Annotated in this window: 21 protein-coding genes and 2 pseudogenes; 16 read left to right on the plus strand and 7 right to left on the minus strand. The window is 36.6% G+C overall.

The window, feature by feature from the left end:
- Window positions 1-282: 282 nt before the first annotated feature.
- The 3 genes from ACYIAR_RS10820 (at window position 283) to ACYIAR_RS10830 (ending at window position 1,372) form a co-directional block, all read left to right on the plus strand.
- A complete protein-coding gene (locus tag ACYIAR_RS10820) occupies window positions 283-735 on the plus strand; it encodes a CD225/dispanin family protein (protein ID WP_480329578.1) in 453 nt (150 codons plus the stop codon).
- Window positions 736-746: 11 nt separating this feature from the next.
- On the plus strand, window positions 747-887 hold the full coding sequence (locus ACYIAR_RS10825) for a CD225/dispanin family protein (protein ID WP_480329579.1): 141 nt from the start codon (window positions 747-749) through the stop codon (window positions 885-887).
- Between the two features lie 119 nt (window positions 888-1,006).
- The gene (locus ACYIAR_RS10830) at window positions 1,007-1,372 is read left to right on the plus strand and encodes a DUF2752 domain-containing protein (protein WP_480329580.1); all 366 of its coding nucleotides are present in this window, start codon (window positions 1,007-1,009) and stop codon (window positions 1,370-1,372) included.
- A gap of 57 nt (window positions 1,373-1,429) precedes the next feature.
- Here ACYIAR_RS10830 and ACYIAR_RS10835 read toward each other — a convergent pair whose 3' ends face one another.
- The 7 genes and pseudogenes from ACYIAR_RS10835 to ACYIAR_RS10865 all read right to left on the minus strand — a co-directional run bounded on the left by ACYIAR_RS10835 (window position 1,430) and on the right by ACYIAR_RS10865 (window position 9,469).
- Window positions 1,430-2,623 carry an esterase gene (locus ACYIAR_RS10835; RefSeq protein WP_480329581.1) on the minus strand — a complete coding sequence of 398 codons (1,194 nt, stop codon included), beginning with the start codon at window positions 2,621-2,623 and terminating at the stop codon, window positions 1,430-1,432.
- A 132-nt stretch (window positions 2,624-2,755) separates the two neighbouring features.
- The gene (locus ACYIAR_RS10840) at window positions 2,756-3,958 is read right to left on the minus strand and encodes a hypothetical protein (RefSeq protein ID WP_480329582.1); all 1,203 of its coding nucleotides are present in this window, start codon (window positions 3,956-3,958) and stop codon (window positions 2,756-2,758) included.
- A 93-nt stretch (window positions 3,959-4,051) separates the two neighbouring features.
- Window positions 4,052-5,893 carry a DUF349 domain-containing protein gene (locus tag ACYIAR_RS10845; RefSeq protein ID WP_480329583.1) on the minus strand — a complete coding sequence of 614 codons (1,842 nt, stop codon included), beginning with the start codon at window positions 5,891-5,893 and terminating at the stop codon, window positions 4,052-4,054.
- 130 nt (window positions 5,894-6,023) lie between these two features.
- A complete protein-coding gene (locus tag ACYIAR_RS10850) occupies window positions 6,024-7,259 on the minus strand; it encodes a sodium ion-translocating decarboxylase subunit beta (protein WP_480329584.1) in 1,236 nt (411 codons plus the stop codon).
- Window positions 7,259-7,495: pseudogene (locus tag ACYIAR_RS10855) on the minus strand (acetyl-CoA carboxylase biotin carboxyl carrier protein); the annotation flags it as partial. The gene ACYIAR_RS10850 and the pseudogene ACYIAR_RS10855, both read right to left, overlap by 1 nt.
- Before the next feature lie 66 nt (window positions 7,496-7,561).
- A pseudogene (locus ACYIAR_RS10860) lies at window positions 7,562-9,148 on the minus strand (oxaloacetate decarboxylase); the annotation flags it as partial.
- 51 nt (window positions 9,149-9,199) lie between these two features.
- Window positions 9,200-9,469 (minus strand): OadG family protein, encoded by a 270-nt coding sequence (locus tag ACYIAR_RS10865; RefSeq protein ID WP_480329585.1) that lies wholly within the window; start codon window positions 9,467-9,469, stop codon window positions 9,200-9,202.
- 567 nt (window positions 9,470-10,036) lie between these two features.
- Here ACYIAR_RS10865 and ACYIAR_RS10870 point away from each other — a divergent pair.
- The 13 genes from ACYIAR_RS10870 (at window position 10,037) to rplM (ending at window position 23,825) form a co-directional block, all read left to right on the plus strand.
- Window positions 10,037-11,899 carry a biotin/lipoyl-containing protein gene (locus tag ACYIAR_RS10870; protein WP_480329586.1) on the plus strand — a complete coding sequence of 621 codons (1,863 nt, stop codon included), beginning with the start codon at window positions 10,037-10,039 and terminating at the stop codon, window positions 11,897-11,899.
- A gap of 317 nt (window positions 11,900-12,216) precedes the next feature.
- Window positions 12,217-13,311, plus strand: a complete 1,095-nt coding sequence (locus ACYIAR_RS10875) for an ISAs1 family transposase (protein ID WP_480329149.1) — start codon at window positions 12,217-12,219, stop codon at window positions 13,309-13,311.
- 167 nt (window positions 13,312-13,478) lie between these two features.
- The gene (locus ACYIAR_RS10880) at window positions 13,479-13,844 is read left to right on the plus strand and encodes a hypothetical protein (RefSeq protein WP_007901163.1); all 366 of its coding nucleotides are present in this window, start codon (window positions 13,479-13,481) and stop codon (window positions 13,842-13,844) included.
- The gene (gene tnpB, locus ACYIAR_RS10885) at window positions 13,838-14,170 is read left to right on the plus strand and encodes an IS66 family insertion sequence element accessory protein TnpB (RefSeq protein ID WP_008767179.1); all 333 of its coding nucleotides are present in this window, start codon (window positions 13,838-13,840) and stop codon (window positions 14,168-14,170) included. The genes ACYIAR_RS10880 and tnpB overlap by 7 nt, the downstream gene beginning before the upstream one ends.
- 90 nt (window positions 14,171-14,260) lie before the next feature.
- A complete protein-coding gene (gene tnpC, locus ACYIAR_RS10890; RefSeq protein WP_008767178.1) occupies window positions 14,261-16,108 on the plus strand; it encodes an IS66 family transposase in 1,848 nt (615 codons plus the stop codon).
- A 744-nt stretch (window positions 16,109-16,852) separates the two neighbouring features.
- A complete protein-coding gene (locus tag ACYIAR_RS10895) occupies window positions 16,853-17,818 on the plus strand; it encodes a tetratricopeptide repeat protein (protein ID WP_480329587.1) in 966 nt (321 codons plus the stop codon).
- A gap of 233 nt (window positions 17,819-18,051) precedes the next feature.
- Window positions 18,052-18,204, plus strand: coding sequence for a 50S ribosomal protein L34 (gene rpmH, locus ACYIAR_RS10900; protein ID WP_022456740.1), 153 nt, complete (start codon window positions 18,052-18,054; stop codon window positions 18,202-18,204).
- A gap of 155 nt (window positions 18,205-18,359) precedes the next feature.
- The gene (locus tag ACYIAR_RS10905; RefSeq protein ID WP_480329588.1) at window positions 18,360-18,989 is read left to right on the plus strand and encodes a PASTA domain-containing protein; all 630 of its coding nucleotides are present in this window, start codon (window positions 18,360-18,362) and stop codon (window positions 18,987-18,989) included.
- A gap of 2 nt (window positions 18,990-18,991) precedes the next feature.
- A complete protein-coding gene (locus ACYIAR_RS10910) occupies window positions 18,992-20,071 on the plus strand; it encodes an RluA family pseudouridine synthase (protein WP_480329589.1) in 1,080 nt (359 codons plus the stop codon).
- A 2-nt stretch (window positions 20,072-20,073) separates the two neighbouring features.
- On the plus strand, window positions 20,074-21,063 hold the full coding sequence (locus ACYIAR_RS10915; RefSeq protein ID WP_480329590.1) for a D-alanine--D-alanine ligase: 990 nt from the start codon (window positions 20,074-20,076) through the stop codon (window positions 21,061-21,063).
- Between the two features lie 110 nt (window positions 21,064-21,173).
- Window positions 21,174-22,346, plus strand: a complete 1,173-nt coding sequence (locus ACYIAR_RS10920; RefSeq protein WP_480329591.1) for a 1-acyl-sn-glycerol-3-phosphate acyltransferase — start codon at window positions 21,174-21,176, stop codon at window positions 22,344-22,346.
- Between the two features lie 107 nt (window positions 22,347-22,453).
- The gene (locus ACYIAR_RS10925; RefSeq protein ID WP_480329592.1) at window positions 22,454-23,089 is read left to right on the plus strand and encodes a porin family protein; all 636 of its coding nucleotides are present in this window, start codon (window positions 22,454-22,456) and stop codon (window positions 23,087-23,089) included.
- A gap of 280 nt (window positions 23,090-23,369) precedes the next feature.
- Window positions 23,370-23,825, plus strand: coding sequence for a 50S ribosomal protein L13 (rplM, locus tag ACYIAR_RS10930; protein WP_480329593.1), 456 nt, complete (start codon window positions 23,370-23,372; stop codon window positions 23,823-23,825).
- The last annotated feature ends 3 nt before the right edge of the window (window positions 23,826-23,828 follow it).

A 23,828-nucleotide genomic window follows, 5' to 3' on the forward strand; every position in this document is an offset into this window, starting at 1 on the left:
ACTTTAAGTGATTTTCTTAATACTCTTTTTTATTATGAATAAATAAACTATTTTTGAAAGTGATTTTTAAGATTTCATTTTATATATTTGTATTATACTTAATGTCATTTATATTAGGTATATATAATGAAAGGTGTAGTTTACTTGTCTTCAAAAGTCTGACTTTGGGGTATTTGTATATTTAGATATTTTTATTACCTGATAAAGATTGGGTAAACGTAGTTCCCACATCTTTTAATTTAATAATATTCCTATAGGGAACGGGAATTTAATACTATTTATATGGAATTCTATATTTTAATTAACAATGTAAAGCAAGGTCCTTTTTCTATTGAAGAATTAAAAGCAAAAGGAATTTCAAGAGAGACAATGGTTTGGACTGCTGGACAATCACAATGGTTGCCGGTATATCAAGTTCCCGAGTTGAATTCATTAGTTCAGGAAATTCCTCCAGAACCACCAACTACCAAGAAAGAAATGCCAAAGACATGGTTGGTTGAATCTATTTTGGTTACAATTTTATGCTGTTTGCCTTTTGGTATTGCCGGTATTGTAAATGCTACTAAAGTTGATTCTTTATATTTGAGTGGAAATTATGAACAGGCTCAAATACATTCAAACAATGCCCGAAAGTGGATTATTTGGTCGTTAGCTAGTGCCGTTATTTTCTGGCTTCTTTATTTACTAGTTATTGTTTTTATTGCTTTTTCAGCTAGTAGTGATGTTAATTATTAAATATAAATATTATGGAAACAAACACTTGTCCTAAAACATGGTTAACAGAATCAATTCTGGTTACTATTTTTTGTTGTTTACCTTTTGGTATAATTGGTATTATTAATGCATCCAAAGTCAGTTCTTTATATGCTCAAGAAAAATATGCGTAGGCAGAATTAAGAAGTGCAAATGCTGAAAAGTGGGTTAAAATATCATTCTTTGTAGGTTTGGTATGTGGTATTATTTCGTTTATAATCAATTTTCTACATTTGTTTTAATGTCTGATTAAATGAATAAAATACTTTTAGGAATTTTAGCTGTATCGGTTTTGGTTTTGATTTATTATAAATTCAATCCAAGTGATATAGCTATTTTTCCCAAATGTCCGTTTCTATTATTAACTGGGTTAAAATGTCCTGGATGTGGCTCTCAAAGAGCAATTCATAGTCTTCTTCATTTTGATATATTGGGAGCAATAAGATATAATTTATTATTTGTTTTATCACTACCTTTAATAGTAATATTATCTTATGCAGAAATAATGAGGAATAAGAAACCTGCATTATATATAAAGTTACATAAGGCAAAATTCATTTGGTTTATCTTTGGAACAGTTATTTTATGGTGGATTATCAGAAATATTTTTGATATATGATTATAAACAAAAACATCCAACCTATAAAAAGGCTGGATGTTTAATATGAAATTCTTATTATTTAAAAAGCATCGGAACAAATTCTGACAAGTAAATTCTCCAGTTTCTCCATATATGTCCACCATCACTTTCTCTGTATATATATGGATAATTATGTTTGTCTAACATTTCTCTGTATTCAACATTAGCTTTATAAAGGAAGTCTGTTTTTCCTATAGCAATCCAATAAAGTTTTGGTGCTTTTTCAAATTGTTTTGCCAACTTACCCTCTAAATTTTTATAGATATCAGAATCCTTTTCTTTATCAGGAAGAATTGCAGCAGAGAACAGACCAACATAGTCAAATTTATCAGGATATTCTTTTGAGATATGTAGAGAATGATAACCACCCATTGAGAGTCCGGCAATAGCACGGCTTGATTTCTTCTTATCTACTCTATAATTTTTTTCTATGAAATTTATTATTTCAGGGAAAGTACTTTCCATTGTTCCTTCCATAGTTCTAGGAAGAGCAGTTGTTGGTTTATATAAACCAAGAGATGATTCACCTGGTGCTGCCTCTTGGTCTACATTTCCGTTTGGCATTACTACAATCATTGGTTTTGCTTTCCCCTGAGCAATAAGATTATCTAAGATTTGAGCAGTTCTTCCAAGAGTTATCCATGCTTCTTCATCACCGCCCATACCGTGTAATAAATATAATACAGGATAACGTTTTCCACTAGTTTCATAACCAGCAGGAGTATAAACAGTCAGTCGACGGTCATATCCTAATGCGTCACTATGATACCAGCGTTTTGAGACTGTTCCATGAGGTACTTTATTCACGCTATATAAATCACCAGGCTCACCTTTAACTATAAAAATATTAAAGACTGATGCTACATCACGGCTTACATATACATTGTTAGGATCTGTAACTTTTAATCCGTCTACAATGAATGAATAGTTATATAATTCGGAAGCAAGTGGTTCTGGTGTTGTATATTCCCATACTCCATCTTTTCCTTCTTTAAGATTTGCATCTCCCGGAACATCAACTTTACCGAATTGAGTATCAATTTTTACTGTAGGAAGAAAATCACCTGTAACTTTTACCTGAATTGCTTTAGGTGCGTAATATCTGAAAGTTACAGTATTATCCGGATTTATCTCCGGAGAAACAATGTTCTGGCCACCCCATAGCGATTGCTGGGCAAAAGTGGCAATGCAGATAAAGAATGCTGCTAATAAAAGATTTACTTTTCTCATGGTTTTAATAATTTAGAAATAAACTTGTGGTTTAAAATTTGTTTACTTCTCAAATATGGCAATTATATTTTGATGTTTATATGCTTTAAGTGTATAATTGTGTATTAATTGATTAACATCAAGATGATATTGCTATTTACATATAATGTATGCTTTATAATGAGTATTTTCATTAATTGGGCATAATGAGAAATATCCTTTGATTATTTTCCCATTATTAATAGAAAGAGGATAGGATTCGCACATTCCTTTATGCTTTCTTAAAACAGCTCCTTTTTCTTTTTCAAACGAAACTATGAATTTACCAGTAGTTTCATTATGAATAAAATTTCTTGACAGTTGCAAAGCTACCATTCCCATAGTGCATCTCATATTAATTTCTACACATGGGTGAATGTAAAATTCATTGTTTTCCTTATAAATGAGCATATCAACACCAAGAAAACCTTCATATTCATTTGAGAATATTGTTTGTAAGGCTTTGATTAGTTTTTCTTTAGTCAATAGTATTTGCTCTTTTGATACATATTTGATAAGTTCATTCTCTAGTATATCTTCTTTTCCTAATAAATTACCGCTATATGCTCCGCGTTCTTCAGTAGAGAATACAGATAGGCCTTCGTATTTGATATTCCCTTTACCATCAGAATAGAATTCCATTGCAAAGTCCATATATTTATCTAATGCTGGCTCTATACTGACTTCTCCTTGTTTCTCAATTACACTTTTAGCCCACATTTCTTCTTTGTTTCCCCAGCGCTCAGAATCCTGAATCCATAATAGTCCTCGGCCAGAAGAGGAAAAAGGTGATTTAAGAATCAACTTTTCTTTTCTGTGCAGATTAATATAATCAGAAAGCATATTGATATTATTACAGAAAAGAGGGACTGATGGAAGTTTGAGTGACGGATATTCACCAGACAATATTTCAAGACATAGTCGTGAAGATTGTCTTCCTGTTAGAACCTTATATTTCTCATTCCATTCTCTGACGTTTATTTTATTATTATTTAGTAAAGAGAAAATATTTAGGGCTTGAGGTGATATTCCCCATGGGAAAGCTTCTATGTTTTCGTCAGAAATTAATCTCTCTTTAATATTCTTACGATTAACAGGTTTGGCTAATTCTTTATTGAATATTTGTTCACAATGTTGATGAAAAGTTATAGAAAAATCTTGCTCGGTTAGAACAAAGTCGTTTGATTTACCATACCACATAGGCAATAAGGATAAATCTTCAGTCATAATTCTTACATTTGTAGGAGCAGTATAATTCTTTTTCCCTTGCCAAACGGCAGTTTCGTGTCCTGGGTTGAAATAGTGAATATTAGCCAATGTTTTTAGTTTTTAGAATGATAAAAACTGCGGGCCGGCAAGAATAAATATAATACATGCCAACTCGCAGTCTGTAATATAGGAGAAATGTTATTAATCCAAATTTTCGTCGATTGTCTCAATTTTTTTGACAGTAAGAGCCATATCGTCTTTTAGTTTTTCAATCTTACGTTCCATTTCTTTGATAAGACCGTTTCCTCCTTTAGAAGAAATATTTAGGAATCCGATGTTATTTTCGTATGTTTGAAGTTCATTTTTCATTCTGTCATACATACGCATCAATTTTTCCCTTTCATTGTATAGTTTGTTTTTACTGCGCTCACCGCTCATTATGTCGTTTACATTGTTGCGGAATGACTGCATTTTTCTATCATTCTTACTTATTTTAAGTTTATCGTATAATGAGTTTACAGCATCATGGTAAGCTTTGTAAATTTTGTCCTTTTCCTTGAAAGGGACATGACCAATAGAATTCCATTCAGCAATAAGTTCTTTCAGGCTATCAAATGCGTTTTCAATATTTTCTGATTCTAACAGCTCTTTAACTTTTGCGATAACAGTCTTTTTCTTTGCAAGATTTTCCTTCTCTTCGTTTTTCTGGGAACTAGTGTTCTTTTCTTTTTGTTCGAAGAAATAGTCACATGCAGTTATGAAACGTTTCCATATAGCATCTGAATGCTTACGAGAAACTGAACCTACAGTTTTCCATTCTTTTTGCAAAGCAATGAATTTCTCAGTTGTAGCTTTCCAGTCTGTGCTGTCCTTTAATGATTCTGCTTTCTCACAAAGTTCACGTTTCTTTGCAAGATTATTGTCCATTTCAGATTTTGCCTGTTTGTAAAATTCTGTTTTCTTGTTGAAATAGTTATCGCAGGCAGCACGGAAACGTTCGAAAATTTTGACATTATATTTCTTTGGAGCAAATCCAATAGTTTTCCATTTTTCTTGAAGTTCCAGAACAGTTTTACTTTTATCTTCCCAGTCTTTATAAGACTTTAAAGAAGAAAAGTCAATAGCTTCAATTTCTTCGCAAATAGCTGTTTTTGCAGCTAGATTATCCTGTTCTTTAGCTTTCAGTGATTCAAAATGCTGTTGATGGCGTTTATTTATAACTGTAGAAGCAGCTTTGAATCTACTCCACAAACCATCTCTTAACTCTTTAGCAACCGGACCGATTTCTCTCCATTGCTGGTGTAGTTTTTGCAACTGATAGAAAGCAGAAACAGCATCCTCTTCATCTTTTAGTTTTTCAACAGTTTCACACAACGCTGTTTTCATTTCAAGATTTTTCTTGAAATCGTAGTCGCGGAACTGATTGTTTATTTTTATGATATCATAGAATTTTTCAGAGTAGGTCTGATAGCTTTTCCATAAATCATTAACATGTTCTTGAGGAATATTCTGTATTTCCTTCCATTTTTGTTGTATTTCTTTGAAATCGTTGTAAAGCTTGTTGAAGTCTTCGTGGCTTTCACATAAGGCTTTCAGTTGCTCTATTAACTGAAGTTTTATAGCATAGTTTTCGTTTTTGATACGTTCTTCTTCTGCTAAAATCACAGCTCTTTTTTCCTTATATTCTGCCAATAATGCTTTCAGAGCGGTTTCTTCTTTATTTTCGGGTACTGTAAAATCCTTTTCTTCGCCGCCGTTTTCAATAAATTCTTTTTTCAATTCGTCAACTTCGTTTCTTCGGATTTTATAGAAAGCTTGTTTTAAAGCTTCCACTTCGCTACGAGTTGTTTCTTCCGGATTACTTACTATCTGACTTAATTTTTCCAGAATTCCTTCTTTGGTCAGCTTGTTTGCAGCAACATTTGCTTCGACAGAATTATTTACTGTATCCATAGAGCTTTCTGCATATTCAGCAGAAGCTGTTTCATTTTCTAATTTGCCTGCGTCTTCAGCAGGCAAATTTGTCTCAAGAGTGTCCTTCATATTCATTGTGTTTAAATAAGAAAAGGATATAACATTCCCACTATTATTTTACAAATAAAGCTAAATAATTTGGTTTAACCTCATATTTATGCAAGTATTTGCAGATTTAAATTAAAAAATGCGAATATATCTAACCTAAGAAAGATATAAGAACGCCTGCAGCAACAGCTGAACCAATCACTCCGGAAATATTACTTGCCATACAGTATTGCAAAACATGGTTTTTTGGATCATATTTCAATGCAATTTCGTTGGCAACTCTCGAAGCCATTGGTACAGCACTCAGACCTGTCGCACCAATAAGTGGGTTTATCTTCTTTTTACTGAACAAATTGAATATCTTAACAAAGATAATACCTCCGGCAATTGACAGAGCAAAAGCTAAGAAACCTCCGATAACTATTCCAATTGTTGTCAGATTCAGGAAAGCTTCAGTTGTCATTGTTGCTCCAACTGAAAGACCTAAGAAAATTGTAGCAGCATTCATAATACTGTTGGATGCAGCGTCGAACAAGCGTGATGTGCTGTTCCCAACTTCTTTGATAAGATTACCGAACATCAACATACCAATCAGTGGCACAGCACTAGGAACAAACAGTGCAACAACTGTTGTAACTGCAATCGGAAATATTATTTTCAGAACACGAAGATTCTTGATTTCAGTTGTAGAAGGAAATTTCTTTTCCTGCTCCTTCATATTGATGGATAATTCTTTTTTCGTACATAATAATTTTACTACTAAAGGAATTATTACCGGAACAAGTGCCATATAAGAATATGCAGCGATAGCAATAGGACCAAGCAAATGAGGCGCTAGTTTAATGGTAGTGAAAATGGCTGTTGGTCCGTCTGCTCCACCAATAATACCGAGTGAAGCTGCTTCTTTCGGAGTAAATCCCATTAGTATCGCAACTAATAGCACAGTGAAAATGCCAAGCTGTGCAGCTGCTCCAAAAATTGAAAGACGCAGATTGCGAAGCATCGGTCCGAAGTCTGTCAATGCACCAACACCCATAAATATAATAGGAGGTAAGAATCCGGTTTTAATGAGCATATAATATATGAAGTTCATCAAACCTAATTCGTGAGCAATGTCGTGCAAAGGCATTTCCCATATATTCTTCATCACTCCGTTTATTTCTATCATTCCGTTTTCGTCAGCTTGGATAACGCCCATTTCTCCACCAGGAAAATTGGCGAGCAATACGCCGAATGCTATCGGAATAAGCAGTAATGGCTCATATTGTTTTTTTATACCCAGGTAAAGCAATATGAAAGCTATTACATACATAATCAGAAACTGCGGTTCAGCAATAATATTGCTGAATGCAGTCATCTGATATAAATTGTCGAATATATCGTTCATTATTGTATAGTCATTAGTACATCATCTTCCGAAACTGCATCGCCTGGACCGAAACAGATGGAAGTAACTGTACCGCTGAATTCAGCGCGAACAGCATTGTATGTTTTCATTGCTTCAACATAACATAGAATATCTCCTTCATTTACTTTGTCACCTACAGCAACAGGTTTATCTGAAGTATTCTTTACAAGGAAGAATTTTCCTTCAAGAGGTGAAAGAACTTCTTTGCCTGGTCCATTTGCTTGTTTATTTTCCACTATAGGAGATGGATTTGCTGCAGGTTGCTTTGTTTGTTCGCTGTTTTGACCAAAAGAAACTGTTACGCGATATGCCTGACCATTTACATCTACAGTCATAGTTTGCGGGCCATCAGGCAATGCAACCTTTACTTCAGAAGATGTAGTTTGAGTATTTGCAGGTTTAGCCTTTTCTGATCTGCGTTTTGCAACATCTGCTTTAAACTCGATTTTGGCTTTTCCAGAACGATAAGCCTCATACTGTGCAGGATGCATAGCATATTCAAACAATTCTTCTTCATCCTCGCCAACTTCCCATTGCTTTTCGTTCATCAGTTTACGATATTTATCCAACGAATTAGGATAATTGTCCTGAGGATTTCCTTCAAAGAATTTACGTCCTTCAGCATAAGCTTTGTCAATCAGTTCCTGTGCAAGTGGACCAGGAAGTCTGCCGGCTTTACCAAGAAGCATATCCCAAATATCATCAGCAATCATGCTCCAGCGTTCTTTGCCTTTTTCCATTTGCATAACATTCATAAGAGCAAGATTCTTGACATACTGGCTGAATGGAGTAACTAGTGGAGGATAACCTACGCGTGGCCAAACGTATGCAACTTCATCGAAAAGCTTAATGAGCAAGTCGTCCTGAGTGAGTGCCGGTTTTCCACTTTTTGCACGGCTCTTGTTTATTGATTCAAGATTCTTTTCCAAATCAGACATCAGACTTCCCATCATTCCACCAGGAAGACCTGGAGCTATAAGCAGAGAGTTCATCAATCTGTTTCGTGGACTTATATATAAACCTAAGAAGTCGTCCATAAATTCCTGAATCATAGAGCGAACTTTCATATATGCGCTCATGTTGATTTCAGGAACATTGAAACCGGCATCTTTAAGCATAGCCTGAACAGTAAGCAAATCAGCATGTCCGGTTCCCCATGAAAGAGGTTCCATGCCAACATCTATGTAGTCGCATCCAGCTTTGCAAACTTCGAGGATTGAAGCAACATTGAATCCAGGACCAGCATGACTGTGATATTGTATAGTAATTTCCGGATATTCTTTTTTGATATTGGCTACAATCTGACCGAGAGTATAAGGACGGCCGATACCTGCCATATCTTTGATACATATTTCATCTGCTCCAGCTTTTATCAATTCATATGCCATGTTTGTGTAATATTCAACAGTGTGAATTGGTGAATGTGTGATACACAAACAGCACTGTGAAATCATACCAGCATCTTTAGCATATTTGATAGATGGTATAATATTTCTTACATCATTCAAACCGCAGAATGTGCGGGCGATATCTGTACCTTGTGCTTTTTTAACTTTATAGAATAATTGACGGACATCTGCAGGAACAGGACTCATGCGTAGGCCATTCAGAGCGCGGTCCAGCATATGTGTTTGTATTCCTGCTTCATGAAAAGGCTTTGTCCATTCTCTTACGGAAATATTAGGATTTTCTCCAAACAGCAAATTAACTTGTTCAAAACCTCCACCATTAGTCTCTACGCGGGCAAAACATCCCATTTCTATAATGGCTGGAGCAATACGAGTCAACTGATCTACTCTTGGTACATATTTCCCGGCAGATTGCCACATGTCACGAAATACCAAGCTGAATTTAATTTCTTTTTTCATGATATTATATTGTAAAAAAGGTTGTACATTAAAGTATTTATAAGGATTGTTCTAAGCTTTTTCTATTTTTGTGACTTTCCCTCTACCATGGGTAATAATGCTTACAGCTGAAATAATTGCAGCAACTTCTTCGTTAGGAAGATTTGAGGGAGAGTTTGTTTGTTTTAAATTTTTTGATGGTTGAATTTTCACTTCTTCGGGAGCATACTTATTTACAAGTATAATTAGTCCTTTCCCTAAATAAATAACGATAAGAAGAATGGCGAAAACTGTTGTCATTCCAACTATCATAAGTAATAGACCTGTTCCTAAGTTTTCCATAATATATTTAATTAAAAGCACTGTTTATTTGAGGTTTAACAATGTGTCTGCCTATTTTTAGCAATGCAAATATATAAAAATATTTTATCTAACAGCTGATATTTGTAATATTTTGTAAGTGTAGTGGTCTCGTAAATTTATTAATGTTATATAAATATCTTATTTTGTTATAAATAGATAAGATATAATTTAAACGTATTTCTATAATAATATTCAGTGTCGTGAAATATAAACTTTTTGTGTGGTTAAATATTTATTGACATAATGATAAAAATTACATAAAGATATTGTGTATCTCTTGTTTATGTGATAACTTTTTGATAATTTTCCACCGTAAAATAAAGATATGTACAGGTAATATTTTCTATTATAAAGTCCATTTATATAGATATGTGTATATATTGGTTTTTTAAGAATTTATTACCTTTGTGAGAGATTTAAAGAGGTATTTGATTTTAATCAATTTTTGAAGAAAAGCTTATTAGGAGGTTCAAATTTCCATTGAGCTGGTGAGATTTGAAACAATAATCTAAGTTGGCTATTGTCTTTGAAATAAAATAGAAAACTATGTCACAGAAACTTTTGATTCGAGATTTAACGCTGAGAGACGGACAGCAATCATCATTTGCAACCAGAATGAAACAGTCTCAGATTGAACGTGTGTTACCATTCTATAAAGATGCAGGTTTCTTTGCAATGGAAGTATGGGGTGGAGCCGTTCCAGATTCAGTTATGCGTTATTTGAATGAAAATCCTTGGGATCGACTTGAGAAAATTAAAGCAGCAGTTGGGGATGTTTCTAAGTTGACAGCTTTATCCAGAGGACGAAATCTCTTCGGCTATAGTCCTTATACTGATGAGATTATTGAAGGATTTTGCCGGAATTCAATCGAGTCCGGTTTGGGCATAATGCGTATATTCGACGCTTTGAATGATGTTAACAACGTAAAGTCTACAATCAAGTATGTACGTAAGTATGGCGGAATTGCTGACTGTGCTGTTTGTTATACTATAGATCCGCATTTTACTTTCGCTGAAAGAGTGAAAGCTGCTTTGAAAGGAAAGAAACTTCCAAAAGCTGTGTTTACAGATGAATATTTCTTGAAGAAGGCAAAAGAAATGGAAGCTCTTGGAGCCGATATGATTACAATCAAAGACATGAGTGGTTTGATTCCACCTCGTCGTGTTGGTGGTTTAATCAGATTGTTCAAAAAGAATCTAAGCATTCCGGTTGATTTCCATACACATTGTACTCCAGGATACGGATTGGCTTCAGTTCTTACTGCTATTGTAAACGGTGTTGATATTGTTGATACTAATATGTGGTATTTTGCCGGAGGTCCGGCTGCTCCTGCTATTGAGCTTATCTATATCTTCTGTAAAAAGATGGGTATTGATTTGGGTATCAATATGGAAGCTGTAGCAAAAATTAATGTTGAGTTGAAAGAAATCAGAAAAGAATTGGAAGCTTTTGATGCGGTAAAACAATTCCCGAATCCTTTCAATCCGTTGACTGATACATTGCCTGCTGAAATAGATTCTTTGTTTGACAAGGCTATCGAACTTGCCCGTGCTGACAAAGAAGAAGAATTGCTGGACGTTTGCCACAAGATTGAAGCATATTTCAATTTCCCGAAACCAAACGAATTGGTTAAGAATGCGGAAATTCCAGGTGGTATGTACACAAATATGGTTGCTCAGTTGAAACAGTTGAAAGCTGAATCTATCCTGGAACAGGCAATGAAACTTATTCCTCATGTTCGTTTGGATGCAGGTTTGCCACCGTTGGTTACTCCAACAAGCCAGATTGTCGGCGCTCAGGCTGTAAACTGTGCTTTGGATATAAAGAACGGAAAACCAGTTTATTCAAATGTTTCAAATCAGTTCGTTAATTTGGTAAAAGGTGAATATGGAAAGACTCCTATACCTGTTGACCCAGATTTCCGTCTGAAAATTGCTGGCGTACGTGAAGAAACTCCGTATGATACTTCAAAATATCAGATGCAGCCTAATCCGGAACTTGAGGATTGCGGCGGAGTGAAATTGGCGGAAAATGAAAAAGAGGTTTTGCTTCTTGAATTGTTCCCATTGGTTGCTAAATCATATCTGACTGGCGTTAAGAAGGCTAAATATCAAGCTCAGATGCAGAAAGAAGAAGTTGCTGCTCCTGTAAAAGAAGAAGCTGCTCCTAAGGCTGAAACTCATCGTCCCATTACCGGTCATGTAATTTCTGCTCCAATGCCTGGACGTGTTATAGCTATTAAGGTTAAGGAAGGCGATGTTGTCAAACGTAATCAGGAAATGCTTGTTCTTGAAGCCATGAAGATGGAAAACAGTATTTTGTCTGATTATCCTGGAACTATCAAGCAAATTCTTGTTTCAGAGGGTGATGCAGTTGCTGCAGATGCTCCTTTGTTTGAATTGGAATAAGAAGCTTTGTTCTTTTACTAAAAAAGGTATGAACGGAATTTTGTTTTAGTTCATATAAAATATTTCCGGGGCCGAACCTATTAGTCCGTAGGTTCGGCCCTATTTTTATTTATATATTGCCCCACGCAGACGTAGGTTCGGATATGTTTTCTGGCAAATATGTATAGATTTATGCTTGAATTCCTTCCGTAAGTAATGTATTTTTCAGGGCAACCGCATCAAAATTTGTAATCATCAGTGAAGTGTTTATCTGTGCCTCACCTTAGATTTGCAGCGGCAAACCGAAACAGAAATAGAAATGATAAATTTGCAGTGAAATGAATCCATCCAAGTATTTTTCAGAAGTTACCGATCCTCGTGTAACAGGTCGTTGTCTACATTTGTTGTCAGACATATTAATGATAGGTTTGTGTACTTACCTGACAGGCGGAACAGATTATGAGGATATGCGTCTGTTTACCTTGGAACGTGGAGAAAAACTTAAGGATATGCTTTCACTTCCTCACGGTGTACCTTCAAAAGATACGTTTGAGCGTGTGTTTCAACGCATAGACCCAACCGAATTAGAACATTGTCTTTGTAGTTATGGGAAGTCAATCCTGTCGGATTTATCAGAAAAACAGATTGTTATAGACGGGAAGAAGCAAAGTGGGACATCGCCGACCTCTCGCGGGAATAAAGGTCTGTACATTTTGAATGCCTGGGTAAGCGAGAACGAATTCTGTATATATCAGAAAAAAGTGGAAGACAAGTCCAATGAGATAACAGCCATTCCCGAAGTGTTGTCAGCCATAGATATTGAGGATGCAGTTATATCCATAGACGCTATGGGAACGCAACGTGAGGTTGTAGACTTGATACTTGAAAAGAAGGGGCATTATCTATTGTCGGTAAAAGGTAATCAGAAGTCTCTATATGAGGATATTGAATGTGCTTTTAAAGTACACGGCGGCCTTGATTCGGATACGACTGTGGAAAAAGACCATGGAAGGATAGAAGTCAGGAAATGCAGCATTCTTCCAGCCATGGAATATCTGCTTCCGGAAACCATTCAATCTTGGAAAGGACTAGGGACGATTGTAAAAATGGAATCAAGTAGGGAGATGAACGGGAAAACGGCTCTTGAAACCAGATATTATATCAGTGACGAGCAAGGATTAAGTGCGTCTTACTTTCAAAAAATAATAAGAGGACACTGGAGTATTGAGAACCAACTGCATTGGCATTTGGACGTTACTTTTAAAGAGGATGATTGCAGAGCGAGGAAAGGATATTCATCACAAAACCTGTCAGTGATTAGAAAAGTGGCTTTACATATCATCTCTGAACAAAAGGATAAGTTAAGCCTTAAAAAAAGACTTTACAAGGCAGCTTTGGATATTAACTATTTAAAAAAGTTATTGCAGTTCTGACCGGATGATCTGAATCATAAAAAAGAGGCCTCTTTTTATAAGAGACCTCTCATAAGATCTTACGAATCATAGTCGAAAGACTTTGGTTGGTAAGCTTCCAAAATTGGCGTATTGACTAGCATGTTTCTTTCCCATACCTTCGTGCTAAACTTAAAACTTGAAAGATTATGTTTAGCGAAAAAGATTTTGAAAGACTGTGGTTCCTCTACAAAACCGAGGGTGAGCCCAATGGAGTTTCCATCAACTCGTTCTGCATTGGTAACAATATTCCATACACGGCATTCTATGACTGGTTCAAGAAGACACAGAAAAAGGTTGTACCTGTAGAAGTTGAAGGAATTCCGGAAGAGCTGATTCGGACAGGCAATGAAGAACGGCAGGAGGTTGCTAAAGACAAGCTCAAACGTACAACTCCCCATAAAGGAAGCATTATGGTGACGATAAGAACTCGTGAGGGCTTGTGCATACAGAAGAAAGGCTTAGACTATCAGGGGCTGAAAACACTGGTAGAGAAACTGGAGGGCTTATGCTGAGCATCAACGGTCTTCACAACTTCTACTACCTTCCTGAGCTTCACGATATGAGATGCAAGGCTCAGCGTATATGCGAGATAATCCGAGGTCGATACCACCGTGATCCATTGAATGGTGATGTTTACATGTTCATGTCTAAAGACCAGCGCAAGGTTCGCATGATACACTATGAGCGCAATGCCTATTATCTTCATGAGAAGTCCTTCATAAAGGGCTACAGGTTCATGAGGATAGAGCGCAAGGATGACGTGACAGTGTATAAGATAGACTGGAAAGACCTGGTCACGATACTTGAAACTCCGGTAATAACGAGCATAAGAATTTAATGATAAAACTCTGAATATCAGCAATAAAAGCTCTCTAAATATTTGCGTATCTCACTGAAAATGAGTATCTTTACATAAAATTTAGAGAACATGGAAACAGAGGAACTTATAGAACACATACTCAGACAGAAGCATCTTGAAGAGATGATGAACAGACCCGAAAAGGAGCATACACCCCTTGAAGGTATGGATAATGAGCAGATAAAGAGGTTCGCCCTGTTCCTGTTTGAGGAGAATCAGAGCAAGAGCAAGCAGCTTGACGAAATGATAGCACGGCTTGATGAAATAGGAAAAGACCTGAAGGAGTCCAATAAGAAAATAGACTCCCTTACAAATGCCCTGCTTAAGGCAAACAGCAAGGCTGACAAGGTTGTCCTTGAATACAAGCTCCGCGATAAGGAGTATAAAAAACTTGAGAAAAAGTATAATGCCCTTTTAGAACGTCTTTCCATTATGAATACCCAGACCTATGCCTCTTCCAAAAGTCTCAAAGGTATTGACCGTAAAAGGGTCGTAAAAGGGAAGCATGATGACAAGGATGATTTTGACGGTACTCCTACTGCTCCACCAAGCGAGGTCCCACAGCCGGACTCTTCCGCATCATGCGACACGCAGGATACTCCGAAGGCTTCCCTTTCCAAGGAAAGACCATACAGGAAAGGAATGACATACAATAAGACTTGTGTAGGTACACCGATTATACACAGGTCTGATTATACAATGCTTCCTGAGGATTCTGTTGTAATATCGTCAAGCTACCGTAAAATAAGAAGCATTGTGAGCCATATTGAGGAACATCACTTTGAGGTACTTAAGGTGAAGCATGCCGACGGCAGGATTGAAAGCATGTTCCTTCCTATGAAGGATGACGTCCGGGCAAGCCTTTATGACGAGATAGTACCGGGTACAAGCATTACGGCAAACATGCTCTCGTATCTGATGTTTAACCGCTTCCAGATGTCAACACCGGCATACAGGGAGGCGAAGAACCGTCTGTCGGATATGGACTGGAACACCTCTGTGCAGAACCTGCTGAACTGGGCCGACAAAGGTGCCATGCAGCTCAATAAGCTGATACCTGCCCTCAAGAAGATTGCCCTTCAGGACGGTGCCAACGTGAATGTGGACGAGACATGGCTCCGCTATCACGCATACAATAAGAAACGAAAGACCTATATGTGGTGTCTGGTAAACAGAAAAGCGCGTATAGTCATCTTCTTCTACGAGGATACAACGGATGATGAAGGTGTACAGAAACATGGAGGCAGGAACAGAAATGTGTTGAAGGAGTTCCTTGGTGATGCAAAAATCAAATCACTGCAGAGTGACGGTTACAACGTATATATGTATCTAGACAATGAACTTATGGATATAGAGCATCTCTGCTGTCTGGCTCATGCAAGAGCCAAGTTCAAGTACGCCTACGACCAGGGAAGTCTGCAGGCAAGAATCTTCCTTGAGCTGATAGCAAAGCTATACGGCATGGAAGAGACTTACCGTCGGGAAAAACTTACTGCGGACGAGATTTACAGCAGAAGGAACGGTAAGGAAACGACGGAAATCATCGAGAAGTTAAGGACGGAGCTTTATGATTTGCTGGCAAATCCGGATGAGAGCCGAAGCGAACTTATGAGCAAGGCCCTTAACTATCTGAAGAACTTCTGGAATCAGATCTTCTCCTACAGAAATGACGGAGAATACTCCATAGACAATATGACAGCAGAAAGAGCGATAAGACCAATCACTGTCCAACGAAAGAACAGCCTGTTCTTCGGAAGCGTGAAAGGAATACAGAACTCCGCAATCTATAATACCTTTATAGAAACCTGCAAACAGGCAGGAGTCTCCTTCAGGAATTACTTCTGCAAGCTGCTAAGAGAATTAAAGAAGGGAAGAACGGATTACGAAAACCTTCTTCCCATGACAATATGCAAATAATAATCGTTAAATTTGTGGATTCTTTTTTAGACGGGTGCCGACTGGCGCCCGTCTAAAAGGGGCTACCCTAAAATTGGAAGTTTACCTTTGGTTGTAAAATCGACACGTAAAAAATCCAATCGCTAAGGTTGTTTTTCATAGTTAAGGTTTTGCTATCCGCAATATCCGCTTTATTTCCCAAATAACACATTTTTTTCAGAACTATTTTAACAAACCTGTTGCAAAACATATTTTGAATGGAATTTTGGTGCGGTTGCCCTGTGTATTTTTCTTTCGGAACAAAATCATTTTCTTTTCGGAAGTAATTTGAATTACATTCGGATGTAAATTTAGGCAGATTCTAATAGGATATTACAGAAAAAAGGTCGGCATCTTTTTTCAGAAACACTACGATGTTTTTTTGGAAAGCTGCCGACCTTTTTTTTGAAACATTACGTCGTTATAATTTTTGTGCCCTTTTTTACCTGATTATATACAGAGAGTTTGCCGTTGTTAGTTTCACAATTTCTTTACTTTGTTGATATATAGGTGATTGTTGTGAAGTTTGAATGTTTTTTAACATAAGGCTTATTTGATGTTGTAAACCTGTCTAATGAAAGTTGGGCCAGACAAAACTTGGATTATATAATTTTCGTATTAATATTGATTTTTTCTACCTTTGCCAAGCCTATATGTTTTTGAGTCCTATCATCTTGTCTGAAAACAGAAAAGGTAAAGTTTAAAAACAAGAAATCAGTAATTAGTATGGTGAATTTTTTTAAGTCTATATTTTCCGGTAAAGAAGAAACAGAAGAAGAATTGAAAGCACGTAATGAAGAGAAGAATTTCGATATATTGAAATATGATGGAATACGTGCTACAAAAATGTGTGGTAAATTGCCTTATGCGATAAAGTGTTTTACTGAAGCCTTAAATATAAAGGAAGATATGGAAACACGTACTTTGCTTGCTTCGGCATATCTTTCATTTGGAAAGCCAGAAGAAGCATTGTTGCAGGCGAATAAAATGGTTGAGCTTGAACCGGAAAATATTGAGGCTCGTCTTATCAGAATACACATATTGTTTTTGTTGGATCGTGACTCTGAAGTCCCTGCGGATTGTCAGGCTATAATATCTGTTGACCCGGATAATTATATGGCATATTTCCAAATGGCAAAGGCAAAGAAAGCTATTGGAGATGTTTTTGGTGCTATTGCTGATCTAACAAAAGCTATAGCTTTGAAAGATGATTTTGCAGGAGCATATCAGTTGAGAGCTGAAGTGTTTTTGCTAATGCGTCAGGGAAAAGAAGCTTTGGAAGATATTTCGAAAGTTATAGAACTGACTCCGGAGGAAGAAACTGCATATTTGTTGCGAGGAAGAGTTCATGCTCTTATGAATGATGCGGAAAAAGCAGAGGCGGATTTTTCTTATGTGTTGGAATTGAATCCTTTCCAAATAGATGCATATTTGCTTAAAAGTAGTTTGATGACGGCTTTGGGTAAAAATGAAGATGCTCTGGCTTTCATTGATGAAGCAATTGAAGTTAATACCGAGTCTGGAGCCTTATACGCAGAAAGAGGACGTATCAGAAATATCCTTGGAGATAAAAAAGGAGCATTTGAGGATGTGAAAAAATCTGTGGAACTAAATCCGAATGGAGAGGTTGCTCAAATGTGTAATGGTCAGCATTCCAATTTCGGAAACATGTATAAAGGAGGAATATTTTGATTTTTCCTTACATCCTAATAATGTAATTGTCTGAAAATTCTTGTCAACTTGCTTTGTTGTCAACTCGTAACCTGAACATTAATATTGCCGGATATCGGTAAATATAGAGGGTTTCAGTAGGTACGGAAATAAACTTGACAAAAATTATTCTGCTAATTCTTTGTTTATTAAAAAAAAGGCTCTATCTTTGCGGCTCGAATTGGTATGCAAATAATTAAATAAAAATAGAAACGATGAAAAGAACATTCCAACCATCTAACAGAAAAAGAAAGAACAAACACGGTTTCCGTTCAAGAATGGCTACAGCTAATGGCCGTCGCGTATTGGCTGCTCGTCGCGCAAAAGGTAGAGCAAAATTGACAGTATCTGACGAATACAACGGATAATTCTGTTTGCGGAACGTAAAAGATTTAGTGAAAGTAAAGGTTTTATATGAAAGCCTTTACTTTCTTTGTTTTTATACGTATCTTTGTTATTGGTTATGAGTTGTGTTTGTAGTCGCAACTCAAGTCTTTTAACTCAAAAACAAGAACAATAGAAAATGGACAATTGGGGAATAAGGTTTATCAAGAATCCTTTTGTATGGAATTTTTTGTTGATGATAGTTGTTGGCTGTGCTTTGGTTTATGGAACTTTAAGCTGGCTTGATAGTTATACGCGTCATAACGAGGCTGTTGTTGTTCCTGATGTGAAAGGTTTGTCGTTGGAAAATGCTGAAAAATTATTTGCAAATTCAGGTCTTCGCTATAATGTTATAGATTCAGTGTTCTCAAAAGATGTAAATCCGGGAGATATCGTTGAGGTTGTGCCGGAGGCTGGTTCGAAAGTAAAACAAGGACGAATAGTTTTTGTTACAATAAATGCCTTGACAGCTCAGATGGCTTCTATGCCGGAAGTAGCCGATTTGTCTTTTCGTCAGGCTTATGCAGTGTTGCGTTCACTTGGATTTAAGAAGATAGAAGTTAAGTTTGTCCCAGGAGAATATAAAGACTTGGCAATAGGTGTTGAGCGAAATGCGGTTATGATACCGAAAGGTGAGAAAGTTCCGTTGTCTTCAACAATAACATTAGTTGTAAGTAATGGTCAGGATGTTGTTGATTCACTGGCAATAGATAGTTTGGATATGGCTCCTGTTGAATCGTTGGATAGTGATCTTGAAAAGTGGTTTTGAAAATGAGTGATTTTATTAATGATATTGACGACGATTCGTTAGACGAAGATTTCTTGGATTTTTCAGAGGAGGAAGCTCAACCGGAAGAATACGAGCATTTTCGTTTTGTGGCAGATAAGGGACAGAAACTTTTGCGTGTTGACAAGTTCCTTGTTGACCGTATGACCAATACTACCCGAAACCGTATACAGCAGGCTGCTGAAGCTGGAGCTATACGCGTTAATGATGTCCCGGTCAAAAGTAACTATAGGGTTAAGCCATTTGATGTGGTTACACTTGTGCTTGACAGACCTCGATATTCAAATGAAATTGTTCCTGAAGATATTCCATTAAATATAGTATATGAGGATGATGATTTGCTGGTTATAAATAAACCGGCAGGTTTGGTTGTACATCCTGGTGTGGGAAATTGGAGTGGAACTATGTTGAACGCTCTTGCATATCATCTTAAGGATGACCCTCGTTTTGATGTCAAGAATCCGAGGATGGGATTGGTGCATCGAATAGATAAAGATACTTCTGGTTTACTTGTTGTTGCCAAGAATCCTGAGGCAAAAGCTCATTTGAGCCTTCAGTTCTTTAACAAGACTACAAAGCGAAAATATAGAGCTTTGGTTTGGGGTATTGTTCAGGAAGATGAAGGAACAGTGGTCGGTAGTATCGGACGCAATCCTAAGGACCGTTTGCAAATGATGTGTTTCCCTGACAATTCTCAAGGTAAATATGCTGTTACGCATTACACAGTCCTTGAACGCTTGGGATATGTTACATTGGTTGAGTGTCGTTTGGAAACCGGCCGTACGCATCAGATACGTGTACACATGAAGCATATTGGTCATGTGCTTTTTAATGATGAGCGTTACGGAGGAAATGAAATATTGAAAGGAACAACATTTTCAAAATATAAACAATTTGTACAGAATTGTTTTGCCATTTGCCCTCGTCAGGCTCTTCATGCAAAGACTTTGGGCTTTGTTCATCCGCGTACAGGAGAAGAAATGTTTTTTGATTCTGAAATAGCAGATGATATGGCTCAGCTAATAGATAAATGGCGGACATATTCAACAACTAAAGAGTTATGATTATGAAAAAGAATATAGCAATAGTGGCAGGAGGCTATTCTTCAGAAGTTGTAGTTTCCTTAAAAAGTGCTGAAGGAATTTATTCTTTTATTGATAAAGACAAATATAATTTATATATTGCAATCCTGAAAAAGGAATATTGGGTTGTAAGACTATCTGATGGAACAGAAACTCCGATTAATAAGAATGATTTCAGTTTTTGTGAAAATCAGGAAGTTAAGAAATTTGACTTTGCTTATATAACAATACATGGAACTCCGGGAGAGGACGGACGCCTACAGGGATATTTTGATATGATAGGAATCCCTTATTCTTCATGCAGTGCCTTGGTTAGTGCTCTTACATTTAATAAATATGTATGTAATCATTATCTGAGTGCTTTTGGTGTTAAGATAGCGCGTTCTATACGCCTTATGAACGGACAGACAATTGAGGCTGATGAGGCTGTGAATCAACTAGGTCTTCCTATATTTGTTAAGCCTAATGATGGCGGAAGCAGTTTTGGCGTAACCAAAGTCAAAGAAAAAGAAGCTTTGCAGGCCGCAGTTGATAAGGCTTTTGCTGAAGGCAGAGAAGTGGTTTTGGAAAGCTTTATAAAAGGAACTGAGGTGACTTGCGGTTGTTATAAGATTAAAGGGAAAGAAGTTGTTTTCCCGATTACGGAAGTTGTAACGAGCAATGAGTTCTTTGATTACGACGCTAAATATAACGGTCAGGTTGAGGAAATAACTCCTGCAAGATTATCTGAAGATCTTACTTTGAAGATTCAGCGTGAAACATCAAGAATATATGATATTCTGGGAGCAAAAGGCTTGATACGTGTAGATTATATTATTCCGGAAGATGGTGAGCCTATGTTGTTGGAAATAAATACTACACCGGGAATGACAGCTACTAGCTTTATTCCACAGCAAGTCCGTGCTGCAGGGCTGAATATTACAGATGTTATGACGGACATTATTGAGGATTCGTTGAATAAAGCAGTTATTTGAATTTCGAGTAACTGAAAAAAGTCTAATGAGAGTATTAAAGAATTATGGGTTGAAAGACGTGTGGATATTTTTATAAATATGTCTCAGACTCGTTGGAAAATATAAAAGTTATGGATATAGAAACAGTTTCCCCAAATTTTGAGGACATCCGACCGCTGAACCAAAGTGAAGTGAAGGGTGCTATAGAAGAACTGCTGGCTAATGACGACTTTAAACGAGCAATTCGTTACATTAAACCTAATATGGACTGGGAACAGTTTGCTGCAGCTATGCGTTCATGTCAGACAAAGGAGCAGTTTAAGTCAACGCTGTCCTATGATGCAGTTATGACTGTTGCGAAAAAGACCACATTCTCGCTCACAGTTTCAGGTAGAAGCCGATTGCCGGAAGGAAAGCCTGCATGTACATTTATGTCAAATCATCGTGACATTGTTTTGGATGCGTCATTCCTTAATGTATTGCTTTATGAGGTTGGATATGGCATGACTCAAGTAGCTATCGGTGATAATCTGCTGATTCGTCCTTGGATTGAAACTTTGGTTCGTTTGAACAATAGTTTTATTGTGAAACGAGGTGTTTCGGTTAGACAGATGCTTGAAGTTAGCGGAACACTGTCTGCATATATAAATAAAACTATAAAGGAAACAGGTGAGTCTGTATGGATTGCTCAGCGTGAAGGCCGTGCTAAAGATTCCAACGACCGTACGCAGCCAAGTTTGCTTAAGATGCTTGCTATGGCTGGAGGAAATGATATCTTGTCAACCCTAGTTTCTCTTAATATTGTTCCGGTTTCCATATCTTATGAGTATGACCCTTGTGATTATCTGAAAGCAAAAGAATTTCAGCAGAAGAGAGATGATCCTAACTATCATAAAACTCAAAGAGATGATTTGCTGAATATGGAAACAGGTATATTGTCTTATAAGGGAAGAGTGCATTTTACTATTGCAGGTCCTATTAATGATGCAATAAAATCGCTTGACCCAACTATGGATAGGAATGAACTCTTTGCTTCTGTAGCAGCTATAATCGATAAGGAAATATATAAGAATTACAGATTCTATCCTGGTAATTATGTTGCCTATGATTTGCTGACAGGCTCTCATAGGTTTAGCAGTCATTATAGCGTGAAGGAAAAGAAGAATTTTGAATCCTATTTGCAAGGTCAATTGGATAAAATAGTTTTGCCTAATAAGGATGAAGCATTCCTTCGTACTAAAATATTAGAAATGTATGTTAATCCATTGAAGAACTATCTTCAGACAGTAGGTCAGACAGTTTGATGATATAATTGGTGATTATGCTGAGGGGAAATTGATAGCGTTGAGTTGTTCTTTGCTCTTCCTGTGTATTTCTTACCTTATTATTATAATGTAAAAAATAGAAGTCTATGAACAGATTGGGGTTGCTTATAGTAGTTATGCTTTCGGTGATAACGACAGCAATGGGGCAGGTGGAATTCGGCGTTCGTGCCGGAGGTTCCTACTCTTCATTGACTCAGCGTTTTGAAGATTCGTATATGTCGGGAGGAAAGATGGGTTTCAGTGTTGCTGGTATTGCTGATATTCACCTTTATAAACGTCTTTCATTGCGTCCTGAGATAGCATTTGTGAATCAGGGAGGAAGCTATTATTCACAACCCGTACAGTCTGAGTTGGCAGCATATAATAAGTATAGATATTATTCAATACAGGTACCAGTCAATTTAGCCTTTTCATTTAATTTATCAGATATACTATTTTCGGTATTTGCTGGTCCGGCATTGGATTTTTCGTTGTTTGGCAAAACTAATACTCAAAGCAATGAATTAGATTCGGATATAAACTTTGGAGTTGAAAAGGAGAAGGATCTGAAACGCTTTGATTTGGGAGTCAATCTTGGTATAGCTGTGGAATACAGTAAGTTCTTTTTCTCAATAGATGCTTTATGTGGAACTTTGGACAGGCGTTCTGTTGAGAGAAAAGGTGAGTCTTCAGTTTTTCAGAATAATGTTACATTTTCTCTAGGGTATTTTTTCAGAAAGTAAATACTGAACAATATAAATATGTAATAGTCTTTTTCGTAAAGCTTTTGGATTGCTTAGCGAAAAAGACTATTGTTTTTTTGTTTTATACTTTATTATGAGATATTCTGCTGAATATCATATAAAAATTTTTGTATTTCAAATAAAAGTAGTAATTTTGCAAGCCGATTATTATCAAATTGTACTAAAAGTTTAGTTCTTAGGACATTGTCGTTGCATGTGTCCGTAGCGGCAATAGAATAAGAAAGTTTTTTTGATTTATTAATTATTAAAATTTTAAGCAGTGGATACTTTAAGTTTTAAGACCATTTCTGCAAACAAAGCAACTGTAAACAAAGAATGGGTCATCGTTGACGCTGAAGGCCAGACTTTGGGTCGTCTTTGTGCAAAAGTAGCAAAACTTTTGCGCGGCAAGTACAAACCAAATTTTACTCCGCACGTTGATTGTGGTGATAACGTAATTATCATCAATGCAGACAAAGTAGTTATGTCTCGTGACAAAATGAACAGCCGTGTTTATTTGAGATACACAGGCTATCCAGGTGGACAGATTGAATACACTCCAGCCGATTTGATGGCTAAGGGTCCAAGCTATTTGTTCCGTAAAGTAGTAAAAGGTATGTTGCCAAAGAATCGTCTTGGTGCAAAACTGTTGAACAATATGTATGTTTATGCAGGTACAGAACACAAGCACGAAGCTCAGCAGCCTAAGTCAATCGATATAAACTCATATAAATAATAA

Source organism: Parabacteroides sp. KHUB-01 (assembly GCF_056640935.1).